Origin of the sequence: Ornithinimicrobium sp. (genome assembly GCF_030537745.1) — a bacterium.
Taxonomy (GTDB): Bacteria; Actinomycetota; Actinomycetes; order Actinomycetales; family Dermatophilaceae; genus Ornithinicoccus.
Genome location: NZ_JAUNVI010000009.1, coordinates 1 through 12,289 on the forward strand (window position 1 = coordinate 1; position 12,289 = coordinate 12,289).

Below are 12,289 nucleotides of genomic sequence, written 5' to 3' on the forward strand. Positions count from 1 at the left end.
AGGTCGGCGCCAAGATCCCCAAGGGCGTGCTGCTCTACGGCCCTCCCGGCACCGGTAAGACCCTGCTGGCACGGGCGGTCGCCGGCGAGGCCGGCGTTCCCTTCTACTCCATCTCCGGATCTGACTTCGTCGAGATGTTCGTGGGGGTGGGTGCCTCGCGCGTCCGCGACCTCTTCGAGCAGGCCAAGGAGAACGCCCCCGCGATCATCTTCGTCGACGAGATCGACGCCGTCGGTCGCCATCGTGGCGCCGGTCTCGGTGGCGGTCACGACGAGCGAGAGCAGACGCTCAACCAGCTGCTCGTCGAGATGGACGGCTTCGACGTCAAGGCCAACGTCATCCTCATCGCGGCCACCAACCGCCCGGACATCCTGGACCCAGCGCTCCTGCGTCCCGGCCGTTTCGACCGGCAGATCGCGGTCGAGGCCCCGGACATGCTTGGCCGTCTGCACATCCTGCAGGTGCACGGCAAGGGCAAGCCGCTGGCGCCGGACGTCGACCTGATGGCGATCGCCCGCCGCACGCCGGGCTTCTCCGGAGCCGACCTGGCCAACGTGCTCAACGAGGCCGCGCTGCTGACCGCCCGGCAGAGCGAGAAGATCATCACCAATCTCGACCTGGACGAGGCGATCGACCGCGTCATGGCCGGCCCGCAGAAGCGGACCCGCGTGATGAGCGCCAAGGAGAAGAAGATCACTGCCTACCACGAGGGCGGCCACGCCCTGGTGGCGGCCGCGATGAACCACACCGACCCGGTGAGCAAGGTCACCATCTTGCCGCGCGGACGGGCGCTGGGTTACACCATGGTGCTGCCCACCGACGACAAATACTCCACGACCCGCAACGAGCTGCTCGACCAACTGGCCTTTGCTCTCGGCGGGCGGGTCGCCGAAGAGCTCGTCTTCCACGACCCCACCACCGGCGCCGCCAACGACATCGAGAAGGCCACCGGACTGGCCCGCAAGATGGTCACGCAGTTTGGCATGAGCGAGCGTGTCGGCGCGGTCAAGCTCGGTTCCGGCAGTTCAGAGGTCTTCCTGGGCCGGGACATGGGCCACGAACGGGACTACTCCGAGAACCTTGCCGGCATCGTCGACCAGGAGGTCCGACGCTTCATCGAAGCCGCGCACGACGAAGCCTGGCAGGCGCTCAATGACAACCGCGACATCCTCGATGCGCTCGTCCTCGAGCTGCTGGAGAAGGAGACGCTCAACCAGGCTGCGCTGGCGGAGATCTTTACGCACATCCGGCGTCGCCCGATCCGCGACGTCTGGCTCTCCTCGGACGAGCGCACCGTGCACACCGAAGGGCCCGTCCTGACCGAGGCCGAGAAGCGCGCCATGTCCAACGGGCACGGCCCCCCCGTCGATGACGAGGAACACCCACCCGCGCAGGTCATTCAGGTCCCGGAGGGCGGGTATGTCGACCCCGGCCACCCGTGATCCGTTGACTTCGCGGCGAGTCGACCTGGCCAGGAACTGATGAGCGTGTCACCCGAGGTCGACCACGCCAGGATCGAGGCGGCCGTCCGGGAGATTCTCATCGCGGTCGGTGAGGACCCCGATCGCGACGGGCTGCTCGACACTCCGGCGAGGGTCGCGCGCTCCTACGCAGAGATCTTCGCGGGACTGCGTCAGGAGCCCTCCGACGTGCTGGGCACCACCTTCGACGTCGACCATGAAGAGATGATCCTGGTCAGGGACATCGAAATGTTCAGTGTCTGCGAGCACCACCTGGTCCCCTTCCACGGAGTAGCGCACGTGGGATACATCCCCGGGCAGGACGGCCGGGTCGTGGGCTTGTCCAAGCTGGCCCGTCTCGTCGACGTCTACGCCCGACGCCCCCAGGTCCAGGAGCGTCTGACCACCCAGATCGCCGACGCGCTGGTGACCCATCTTGCTCCCGCCGGCGCGATCGTGGTCATCGAGGCTGAGCACCTGTGCATGTCGATGCGTGGCATCCGTCGTCCCGGCGCTCGCACGATCACCTCGGCCGTGCGCGGAGGGCTCGCCAACCCGGCCACTCGGGCGGAGGCGATGAGCCTCATGTTCGCCGGCAGGAACGTCTGAGCTTGCCCATGTCCGCCCTCGCCCTGCTGGCTCCGGGTCCGACGCGGATCATGGGGGTCGTCAACGTGACCCCGGACTCCTTCAGCGACGGGGGCCAGTGGTTCGACCGGGGGGCGGCGATCGCGCGCGGACGCGAGCTCGCCGCGGCTGGCGCCGACATCCTCGACGTGGGCGGGGAGTCGACCCGCCCGGGCAGCGCGCGACCCACGACCGAGGAAGAGCTCGAGCGCACGGTCCCCGTCGTCGCCGCGCTGGCGGCGGATGGCCTGACCGTGTCGATCGACACGATGCGTTCCGCGACGGCCCGCGCCTGCCTGGACGCCGGGGCAGCCATGATCAACGATGTCTCCGGTGGTCTGGCTGATCCGCAGATGCCCGGTTTCGTCGCCAGCGTCGGGGTGCCCTACGTCACCATGCACTGGCGTGGGCTCCTCACGAACCCGGATGAGGAGCCGGACTACGACGACGTGACCAACGAGGTGTGCCGCGAGCTCACCGAACGCGTCGACGTGCTTCTCGCGGCCGGCGTCCGAGCGGAGCAGCTGCTCCTCGACCCCGGCTTCGGCTTCTCCAAGAACGCTGACCACAACTGGGAGCTGCTGGCTGACCTGTCTGAGGTGATGTCCCTGGGCTATCCGGTCATCGTCGGCACTTCCCGCAAGCGTTTCCTGGGACGGCTACCCGCCCGCACCGGTGGGCAGCTCGACCACGAGGCGCCGGTGAGCGCGGCCTTCGACCGAGACCATGCCACCGCCGCCACCAGCCTGCTCGCAGCCCAGGCTGGCGCCTGGGCGGTGCGCGTCCATGACGTGCGGTCCACCCGGGAAGCGCTCGCTGTCTGGGAGATGGTCAGCCGTGCTCGCTAGGGGTGATGAGATCCGGTTGCTCGGGGTCGCTGCGCGAGGTCATCACGGCGTCCTCGACTTTGAGAAGCGGGACGGCCAGGACTTCGTCGTCGACGTCGTCATGCGGGTCGACCTGGGTCCCGCCGGGAGGACCGACGCCCTGGACCGGACGGTCAACTATGCCGAGGTCGCCGCTGATGTCGTCGACGTCATCACCGGACCGTCCTTCGACCTCATCGAGAAGGTGGCCTCGGTCATCGCGCAGCGGGTGCTGGCCCGCCCACTCGTCGAGGCGGTCGAGGTGACGGTGCACAAGCCGCAGGCGCCGGTCGGCGTCCCCTTCTCTGATGTCCAGGTCGTCGTCCGCCGGCAACGCGATGTCCCGGTCGTTATCGGGCTCGGGGCCAATCTTGATGATCCTGCGGCGGCCGTCACCGCCGCCGGCCGCCAGCTGCGTCGCATCCGTGGGGTGGCCAGGGTCCGCCTCTCGCCGCTGCACGGGAGTGCCCCGATCGGTGGACCCGATCAGCCGGACTACGTCAACGCGGTCGCGACCGCCCGCACCAGCCTCACCCCGGCCGGGCTGCTGGCGCAGCTGCACCGGATCGAGGCCGACTTCGGTCGGGTGCGCGAGGTCCGGTGGGGGGCCAGGACCCTCGATCTGGACTTGATCCAGTATGGCGATCCGCGCACCGACATGGATGTGCGCAGCGACGACCCAACACTCCTGCTCCCGCACCCCCGGGCCCATGAGCGGGCCTTCGTCCTGCGGCCATGGCTGGCCGCTGACCCGGACGCGATGCTGCGCGTCGGTGAGACAGCGGTCGCGGTGGCTGACCTTCTCCCCGCGCTCGCCGATCAGGATGTTCACCCACTGGAGGGTGCGGAGTGAATCCCACCGAGGGCATCAGGATCTCCACCGGTGTCGGCGTCGCAGTGCTGGCCAGCATGGGCAGCTGGCTGTTGCTCGCGCTGGTGCGCGTCTTTGGCGGGAGCTTTCCGGTCATCTCGTGGCTCGGGCTCGTGCCGCTGCTGGCGATCACCATGCTTGTGCTTGTCATGAGCTGGCAGGTCCGTCGCTATGTGCAGGGCAAGGGAGCGCACCGGCTGACCCCGCAGCGCGCGCGCGGCACCCTGGTCGGCGCGCAGGCTGCCGCGCTGGGAGGGGCCGCGTTGATCGGGTGGTACGTCGCGAACGCCCTCGTCCACCTGCCCGTCTCCTTCGTGCCAAGTCAGCGCGAGCAGCTGATCTGGGGACTTGTCCACGCGGCCGCCGCAGTGCTGCTCGCGATCAGTGGCTATCTCGGTCAGGCCTGGTGCAAGATCCCGCCGACCGATGGCGACGATGAGGATGGTGCGCTGACCGAGGGCGGCCTCGCCTACGGCTGAGCGTGGACGTGGCCCCGCCGGATGCTCGCGGGTCGGACGGCCTACCGTGTGCTCATGACGATGTTGCCGTCCCGCCTGGCCACCCGTTCAGAGAAGGTCGTCTGCTTTATCGTCCGGGACGAGCACCTCCTGGCCTTCGTCCACCTCGACCACCCCCTCGAGCAGACTGGAGTCCAGGTGCCTGCCGGGACCCTCAACCAGGGGGAGGACGCGGCCGGCGGCGCGCTGCGTGAGGCGACCGAGGAGAGCGGGCTTGCCGGGTTGCGGGTAGTGACCTTCCTCGGGGAGGACGATTATGACCTCAGGCCCCAGCGAGAGGAGGTCATGCACCGCAGATTCTTCCTGCTCGAGGTCGAGGAGGGAGCCCCCGTGGACCTGGCTGCGCGATGGGAGCATGCTGATCCCGATCCCACCGGCGGCGGTGCCGCGCCCCGCTGGGAGTGCTTCTGGCTCCCGTTGAGCGACGCGCACGTGCTCTCCTGCGCGCAGAGCCGCTTCGTCGGCACCGCGAGCCAGGTGATGTCAGCCGCAACGCAGAGCCAGCGCGCTCCGGTGGACAGGACCGCCGTCGAGCCGGTTGCGGGTGACCATGCCAGCACCCTCTGGCCAGGCATATCCCATCCCGAGCACAGCCTGAGGTATGTCGAACGCTTCCGCTCGATGTCCGCGCTCGGGGAGGACATCGAAGGGGAGTCGCGCCTGATCGACGTGCTGGCGCCGCGCGGCGCTCGCCTGCTGGACGCAGGGTGCGGATCGGGACGGCACGGAGGGCACCTCGCTCGTCTCGGGCACCGCGTCGTCGGTGTCGACCTGGACCCGGTGCTCATCGAGGCGGCCCGTGCCGACCATCCCAGCGCGACCTGGCTCGTCGCCGACCTAGTGACCCTCGACCTAGAGGCGCTCGGCGAGCCTGAGCCCTTTGACGGGGCGCTCCTGGCCGGCAATGTCATGGACTTCGTGTCCCCATGCCTCCGCGCGGAGGCGCTGCGCAGGATCGCGGCGCACGTAGCGCCCGGCGGCTTCGTCGTCGTCGGCTGCCGAGTGACCCGAGGCTTCACGCCAGCCGAGCTGGATTCGGCGTGCTCCGCAGCCCTGCTGAGCCTTGAGCAGCGGTTCGCCACGTGGGACCTGCAGCCCTGGACCCCCACGGCAGACTTCTGCGTCAGCGTGCTGCGCAAGGACGGCAGCTGAAGGTGGCGCGCGAGGCTGGCAGTTGACCGAGGCGAGGGACGTTAGCGCCCGGCTTACTTGTCGATATCGCCGACGACGAAGAACATCGAACCCAAGATCGCGACCATGTCCGCGACGACTGTGCCCGGCAGCAGGTCCGCCAGCACCTGCACATTGTTAAAGGAGGCGGACCGCAGCTTGAGCCGGTGCGGAGCCTTGTCGCCGCGACTGACCAGGTAGTAGCCGTTGAAGCCCAGCGGGTTTTCCCCCGCGAAGTAGTGCTCGCCCTGGGGGACCTTGAGGATCTTGGGCAGCTTGGTGTCGAAGGGGCCGGGGCCGATCTGGCGCAACCGCTCGGTGCAGGCACGCACGAGGTCGAGGCTCACGTGCACCTGTTCGTCCAGCACTTCGAGCCGCGCCAGGGCGTCGCCCTCCGTCCGAGTCACCACCCGTCCCGGGCCGCCGTCGACAAAGAGCTCTCCGTAGGTCAGGTAAGGCTCGTCGCGCCGCAGGTCGACGTCGAGCCCGGAGGCGCGCGCGATCGGCCCGGAAACGCCATAGGAGAGGACCTGCTCCATCGAGAGCGTCCCGACCCCACGTGCCCTCGCTGTGACGATCTCGTTGCCGAAGAGCATCGACTCCAACTCCGGCATCCGGCTGCGCACCTTCTCCACAGCTGTGTCCACGTTGTCGAGCCAACCGTCGGGGAGGTCGTGCAGCAGGCCGCCGACGCGCGTGCACATGTAGTGCATCCGGCCGCCGCTGAACTCCTCCATCACGGCCTGGAGCTCCTCGCGCTCGCGGAAGCTGTAGAAGATCGGGGTGATCGCGCCAAGCTCGAGCGGATAGGAGCCGAGGAACATCAGGTGGTTGAGCGCCCTGCTCAGCTCGGAGAGCAGGGTGCGGGTCCACGTCGCGCGTTCTGGCACCTCCATCTCCAGCAGGTGCTCGACGGCGAGCGCAACGCCTACCTCGTTGTTGAAGGCCGAAAGCCAATCGTGGCGGTTGGCGAGCACGATGATCTGCCGATAGTCACGGACCTCGAAGAGCTTCTCCGCTCCCCGGTGCATATAGCCGATGATCGGCTCCGCGCGGGTGATGCGCTCGCCGTCGACCGTGATGCGCAGGCGGAGCACACCGTGGGTGGCGGGGTGTTGCGGGCCGATGTTGAGGACCATCTCGGTAGTGCTCAGGCCGCCCACTCCGCCGCCGAGGGCGACGTCTAACTCGCGGGTGCTCACCGCTCCACCCTAGCCACGGACAGCCATCACCCAGTGGAACCCGCCCAGACCGCCCGGGGCGGTCAGGGCCAGAAGCGCGCTGCGTCGGGCCACCGCCTCCAGGTAGGCCGTGGGCCGGGTCCGGGCCAGCTCGTGCGGCACCGGGGACGCGGTCGTGACGTCGAGCAGGTCACGCAAGACATCCCTTTGCAGGAGGACGTGACATTGCCCTGGGTCGGTGGGCAATGTCACGTCTCTGGTGGGGGTGATGGGGGGTCCGGTGGTTGGCATGGGTGGCGTCGTGCGCGGTGCACCGGCGGGGGATAGGCCGGCGGCCAAGGAGTCGACTGCGACGTGTGCGGTCAGGTCGCAGGAGCCGTCGGGAAGGGGGAGGACCTCCCGACCGCGCCGGAAGCCGGTGAACGTGCCGTGGACGGGTCGGTCAGCGAAGGTGTGGCCGTAGTCGATGGCAATCACGAGGCCGGTCTCCACCCGGGAGAGCAGGTCGAGCCAGGCGAGGTCGCGGGGTCGACCGACCTCGGCCCGAATGACCGATGACGGCACCCAGCGCTCCAGCCAGGAGAGGTCCTCGCCCTCGACTCTGACGGCCCTCGCTTCAACGCCGTGGGGATCGACCGTGAGGACTCGCCACACCACCTGGTCCGGGGGCCCGACCAGGTCGCGCTCCACGACCGGAGCGGGGACGACATCTAGCCACTCGTGGGCGATGACGAGCGTCTTCTCGAGTCCGCGCAACTGGTCCGGCAACTGGGCACCGCCGGGAGCCACCAGCCAGCAGTCGACGTCGAGGCCGTCGGGACAAGCCACTACATCGACGCCGGTGAGGTGCAGCCCGGGTGCCTGCTGGCGAAGATGCGCGAGCAGCTCACCACGCCCTGCGGCGACGTCGACGATGCGCTCAGCGCCGTGTCGCGCAGCAAGGATGACCACGGCCTCGGCCAGGATGGCGCCGGCGCCGGGAATGCCCTGGACGGTGGTCGCGAAGTGCTCCGCCGGTGCGTGCTGACGATAGAAGCCACGGGGGCCGTAGAGAGCGTCCGCCCACGCCTCTTCCCACGGTCGTGCAGCCAGGTGCATCCGTGCAGTGTGCCAGCCGCACAGGTATGACTGATGCGCTCGACGTCCGAGTTGGCTGCACCGCCACCGGAGACCATGTCGTTTTCCTGCTAGCCAACGACGCCGGAGTGCCGCAAGATGGACCTATGGCCTCGCTTCCTGCGCACACCGATCACGCCGCCTGCGCGGCGGCGGTACGCAGTCGCGACCCCCGCTTCGACGGCTACTTCTTCACCGCTGTCCGCACGACGGGGATCTATTGCCGACCCAGCTGCCCTGCGATGACGCCTCGGGCTGACCGGATGACGTTCTTCCCGACGGCGGCCGCCGCGCAAGGAGCGGGTTTCCGCGCCTGCAAACGGTGCCGTCCCGATGCGACGCCGGGGTCGCCGGCCTGGCATGTGCGCGGTGACGCGGTGGCCAGGGCGATGCGACTTGTGGACGACGGCGTGGTCGAACGGGAGGGTGTCTCCGGGCTGGCCGCACGCCTGGGCTACTCCACGCGTCAGCTTCAGCGGCTCACGGTCGCCGAGCTCGGGGCGCCGCCCCTGGCCCTCGCGCGGGCGCGGCGCGCGCAGACGGCACGCATCCTGATCGAGACCACCGCGATGGCGATGGCCGACGTTGCCTTCGCCGCAGGCTTTTCCAGCATCCGATCCTTCAACGACACCATCCGGACCGTCTTTGCCACGACTCCGCTGGCCTTGCGGCACAGCGCGACCCGGGGCAGCCAGCGTGCCGAGGCTGGGCCCCGGGCAAAGGGTCGGGCAGACAGCGACAGCGCCCCCATTTCCATCGACCTGCGACTGCCCCTGCGTGGACCTCTCCATGTGCCGAGCCTCTTCGGCCACTTGGTCGCCACTGCCGTTCCAGGTGTCGAATCCTGGTCCGAGGGTCAACTACATCTCGCCCTGCGCCTGCCGCACGGACCCGGCACCGTGCATCTGGCGCCGCCGAGCGCACCGGGCCATGGGACCGTGCTGGCAACGCTGCGGCTGACCGACCTCCGTGACCTGACCGCCGCCATCAGCCGGTGCCGGGCGCTCCTGGACCTCGACGCGGACCCGATCGCCGTCGACGCCCATCTGCGCGAAGACGCGCACCTTGGGCGGCTCGTGGCCGATATGCCAGGCGTGCGGATCCCCGGCTCCGCAGAACCGCAGGCGCTTGCGCTCCGAGTGATTCTGGGCCAGCAGATCTCCACGGCACGGGCCGCCGACCTGGGTGACCGCCTGACCCAGGCCCTCGGCGACCCCCTGCCCCTATCGATGCGCACACACGGACTCACCCACCTCTTCCCCACCGCGGTGGCCGTGGCGGGAGCCGACGACGGGGACTACCCGGGGATGCCAGGGTCGCGCCGACGCGCACTGCGCGCCACCGCCGAGGCGATCGCCGACGGGGACCTCGTCCTCGACGCGGGTGCCGACCGTGAGCAGACGCGGGCCCGGCTGCTGGCACTGCCCGGCGTCGGGCCATGGACGGCCGACATGGTTCTGCTGCGTGGGCTCGGCGATCCCGATGCCTGGCCAAGCACCGACCTTGGTGTCCGCCACGGGGCCCGTGCGGCCGGATTGCCAGCGAAAACCGCGCTGCTGAATCACCACGCGCAGGCCTGGCGGCCCTGGCGCGGCTACGCCGCGGCACTGCTGTGGGCCAGCTCCGACCACGAAGCCGCGGGCACCCGCCTGGGTCTGGCACCCCTGACTGCCCACGCGACGTGCAAGAGTCCAGACGCCATACCCGAAAGAAGGCAAGCGCCATGACCACCTCCCATGTCGTCGTCGACAGCCCCGTAGGTCCACTCCGGCTCGTCACTGACGGAGAGCACCTCACCGGGGTCTACTTCGCCGAGCACAAGCACGCCCCGACGGAGCTTGGCGCCCACGTCGAGGTCAAGGACGCGGTGCCGGTGCTCCGTGCGACGCTCGAGCAGCTCACCGACTACTTCGCGGGTGGCCGGACCGGGTTCGACCTCCCGCTGGCCGCCACGGGCACCGACTTTCAGCGGCAGGTATGGGACCTGCTGACCACGATCCCGTACGGCCAGACCTGGTCCTACGGGCAGTTGGCCGCGGCGTTGGGCAGGCCGTCTGCCTCACGCGCCGTCGGGATGGCCAACGGTCGCAACCCGATCTCGATCGTCGTGCCCTGCCACCGCGTCGTCGGGTCCACCGGCGCGATCACCGGCTACGGCGGAGGGGTGGAACGCAAGCAGGCCCTCCTCGACCTGGAGCGGCGCACGAGCCAGACGGCGCTCTTCTGAGGCGCAAGCGCCGCCAGATACGCTGAAGCAGTGACCCCCGACCGCCAGAGCACAGAGGCCGACGTCCCCGAGCAGATGCGGGTGCGACGCGGCAAGCGCGAGGCGATGCTGGCCGAAGGCATCCCGGCGTATGCCGTGGGCGTCCCGGTGACGCACACCATCCCGCGGGTGCGCGAGCAGTGGTCGCACCTGGCCAGCGGTGAGGAGACCGCCGACCAGGTGGGGGTCGCGGGACGGGTCGTCTTCGTCCGCAACACCGGCAAACTGTGCTTCGCCACGCTCCAGGCGGGCGACGGCACGAGGTTGCAGGCGATGCTGTCACTCGCGGAGGTGGGCGAAGAAGCGCTGGCCCGCTGGAAGTCATGGGTGGACCTCGGTGACCACGTCTTCGTGGAAGGCCGGGTGATCTCCTCCCGCCGCGGTGAGCTGTCCGTCCTGGCGAACAGCTGGCAGATGGTCTCCAAGGCCTTGCGTCCATTGCCTGTCCTGCACCACGAGCTCTCCGAGGAGCAGCGGGTCCGGCAGCGCTACGTCGACCTCATCCTGCGCCAGGAAGCGCGCGACATGGTCCGGACCAAGGCGGCGGTGCTGCGCTCGATCCGAGAAACGCTCGACGGTTTCGGCTTCGTGGAGATCGAAACTCCGATCCTCAACCTCGTGCACGGTGGTGCGGCGGCCCGACCCTTCACTACGCACCTCAACGCCTTTGACCTCGACATGTCCCTGCGTATCGCGACCGAGCTTTACCTCAAGCGTGCGGTGGTGGGTGGGGTGGACAAGGTCTATGAGATCGGGCGGACCTTCCGTAATGAGGGAATCGATTCCACGCACAGCGCGGAGTTCACCATGCTCGAGTTCTATGAGGCGTATGGCGACCAGTTCTCGGCGGCCGACCGGACCAAGTCCCTGATCCTCAATGCTGCCGAAGCGGTCGGAGCGGGCACGACCCTGACTGACTATCGGGGCCAAGAAATTGATCTCTGCACCGAATGGGTGTGGCTACCGATCGTCGATGCGGTCAGCGAGGCGCTAGGACTCGAGGTCGACGCGGACGAGAATCCCGACAATGCGGCCCGCCTCCGTGAGGTCTGCGCACACAGAGAGATTGCCCTGAAGCCCGAGTGGGGTGTCGGGGAGATCATTCTGGAGATCTACGAACAGTTGGTCGAGCACACCCTTGTCCAACCCACCTTTGTCTGTGATTATCCTGAGTCCGTGCGTCCCCTGGCACGTCGGCACCGCAGCCAGCCGGGTGTGGTCGAGGCCTGGGATCTCATCATCGGCGGCGTCGAGTTGGCGCCCAGCTACACCGAGTTGGTGGACCCAGTGATTCAGCGGGAGCGCCTCGCGGCGCAGTCTGCACTGGCCGCGGGCGGAGACCCCGAGGCGATGTCTCTGGACGAGGACTTCCTTCGGGCACTTGAGTACGGCGCGCCGCCCATGGGTGGGACCGGACTCGGCGTCGATCGGCTGATCATGCTGCTGACGGGCTGCGGCATCCGCGAGACCATTCTCTTTCCGCTGCTCAAGCCGGAGGCGTGATGCCCCAGATTCTGCACGAGGGTTGGATGATCCTGGCCGCGGTGCTGCCCTCCATCGGCCTGCTCTTCCTGTTTTGGGTCATCCTCAAGCACATTGTAGAAGGCGACCGACGCGAACGTGCCGCACTTCGGGCTTGGGAGGCTGAGCACCCCAAGGCCGAGCACGACGACCGCCACGATGATGGCGACTCTTTCCCGTCGGCCTAGAATGCGAGAGACCGGACGCTGTGATAAGCCGATGACGGGCTGCAGGCTCTTTATCCACATTGTTTCACTCGGCCGCATGGGCTAGTCTTTCCGATGCCGCCAACCGTGACGGACGCGAAAGACGAAGTGGAGACATTTGATGGTCCAGCGTGTGCAGATTATCTTGGAGGATGACGTCACCGGGGGCCCCGCCGCCGAGACGGTCGAGTTTTCTCTCGACGGAGTGAACTATGAGCTTGACCTCAATGACGATAACGCCGCCAAGCTCCGCGATGAGCTGGCTGGCTGGATCGGCAACGCCCGCAGGGCAGGTGGCCGTCGTCAGACCCGTCGCCGGGCCTCGGGTGGGGCGAGCGGTGCCAAGTCCGACGATCTGGGTCGGATGCGGGAGTGGGGTCGTGCGAACGGCTTCACCGTGAGCTCTCGGGGCCGCGTCTCGCAGGAGCTGCAGGAAGCCTACGCAGCGGCGCACTGACTCTGCGCAACCTCCAGCGTCGACTGACGT

13 protein-coding genes are annotated in these 12,289 nt (G+C 68.5%); 11 read left to right on the forward strand and 2 right to left on the reverse strand.

Annotated elements, in window-relative coordinates; all coding sequences use genetic code 11:
- The 6 genes from ftsH to Q4P07_RS14340 all read left to right on the forward strand — a co-directional run.
- On the forward strand, nucleotides 1-1,442 hold a 1,442-nt coding region (ftsH, locus tag Q4P07_RS03480), incomplete at its 5' end, for an ATP-dependent zinc metalloprotease FtsH (protein ID WP_303373504.1).
- Nucleotides 1,443-1,481: 39 nt separating this feature from the next.
- Nucleotides 1,482-2,069 (forward strand): GTP cyclohydrolase I FolE, encoded by a 588-nt coding sequence (folE, locus tag Q4P07_RS03485; RefSeq protein ID WP_303373505.1) that lies wholly within the window; start codon nucleotides 1,482-1,484, stop codon nucleotides 2,067-2,069.
- Nucleotides 2,070-2,077: 8 nt separating this feature from the next.
- Nucleotides 2,078-2,935, forward strand: coding sequence for a dihydropteroate synthase (gene folP, locus Q4P07_RS03490; RefSeq protein ID WP_303373506.1), 858 nt, complete (start codon nucleotides 2,078-2,080; stop codon nucleotides 2,933-2,935).
- Nucleotides 2,925-3,806: a 2-amino-4-hydroxy-6-hydroxymethyldihydropteridine diphosphokinase gene (gene folK / locus Q4P07_RS03495; RefSeq protein WP_303373507.1), complete on the forward strand. Its 882-nt coding sequence runs from the start codon at nucleotides 2,925-2,927 to the stop codon at nucleotides 3,804-3,806. Before folP ends, folK begins: the two co-directional genes overlap by 11 nt.
- Complete coding sequence (locus Q4P07_RS03500) at nucleotides 3,803-4,303, forward strand: DUF3180 domain-containing protein (protein ID WP_303373508.1); 501 nt, start codon at nucleotides 3,803-3,805, stop codon at nucleotides 4,301-4,303. Before folK ends, Q4P07_RS03500 begins: the two co-directional genes overlap by 4 nt.
- Nucleotides 4,304-4,357: 54 nt before the next feature.
- Nucleotides 4,358-5,494 (forward strand): methyltransferase domain-containing protein, encoded by a 1,137-nt coding sequence (locus Q4P07_RS14340; RefSeq protein WP_368660242.1) that lies wholly within the window; start codon nucleotides 4,358-4,360, stop codon nucleotides 5,492-5,494.
- Between the two features lie 53 nt (nucleotides 5,495-5,547).
- Here Q4P07_RS14340 and Q4P07_RS03515 read toward each other — a convergent pair whose 3' ends face one another.
- Entirely contained in the window at nucleotides 5,548-6,651 is a 1,104-nt protein-coding gene (locus tag Q4P07_RS03515; RefSeq protein ID WP_303373565.1) for an NADH-quinone oxidoreductase subunit D, read from the reverse strand.
- Between the two features lie 72 nt (nucleotides 6,652-6,723).
- Nucleotides 6,724-7,791 carry an SAM-dependent methyltransferase gene (locus tag Q4P07_RS03520; protein ID WP_303373509.1) on the reverse strand — a complete coding sequence of 356 codons (1,068 nt, stop codon included), beginning with the start codon at nucleotides 7,789-7,791 and terminating at the stop codon, nucleotides 6,724-6,726.
- A 125-nt stretch (nucleotides 7,792-7,916) separates the two neighbouring features.
- On the opposite strand from Q4P07_RS03520, the gene Q4P07_RS03525 reads away from it, so the two are divergent.
- The 5 genes from Q4P07_RS03525 to Q4P07_RS03545 all read left to right on the forward strand — a co-directional run bounded on the left by Q4P07_RS03525 (nucleotide 7,917) and on the right by Q4P07_RS03545 (nucleotide 12,259).
- The gene (locus Q4P07_RS03525; RefSeq protein ID WP_303373510.1) at nucleotides 7,917-9,536 is read left to right on the forward strand and encodes a DNA-3-methyladenine glycosylase 2 family protein; all 1,620 of its coding nucleotides are present in this window, start codon (nucleotides 7,917-7,919) and stop codon (nucleotides 9,534-9,536) included.
- Nucleotides 9,533-10,036 (forward strand): methylated-DNA--[protein]-cysteine S-methyltransferase, encoded by a 504-nt coding sequence (locus Q4P07_RS03530; RefSeq protein ID WP_303373511.1) that lies wholly within the window; start codon nucleotides 9,533-9,535, stop codon nucleotides 10,034-10,036. Before Q4P07_RS03525 ends, Q4P07_RS03530 begins: the two co-directional genes overlap by 4 nt.
- A 75-nt stretch (nucleotides 10,037-10,111) precedes the next feature.
- A complete protein-coding gene (gene lysS, locus Q4P07_RS03535) occupies nucleotides 10,112-11,578 on the forward strand; it encodes a lysine--tRNA ligase (RefSeq protein ID WP_303373566.1) in 1,467 nt (488 codons plus the stop codon).
- A complete protein-coding gene (locus tag Q4P07_RS03540) occupies nucleotides 11,578-11,784 on the forward strand; it encodes a hypothetical protein (protein ID WP_303373512.1) in 207 nt (68 codons plus the stop codon). The genes lysS and Q4P07_RS03540 overlap by 1 nt, the downstream gene beginning before the upstream one ends.
- 139 nt (nucleotides 11,785-11,923) lie before the next feature.
- Nucleotides 11,924-12,259, forward strand: coding sequence for an Lsr2 family protein (locus Q4P07_RS03545; protein WP_303373513.1), 336 nt, complete (start codon nucleotides 11,924-11,926; stop codon nucleotides 12,257-12,259).
- Nucleotides 12,260-12,289: the final 30 nt, after the last annotated feature.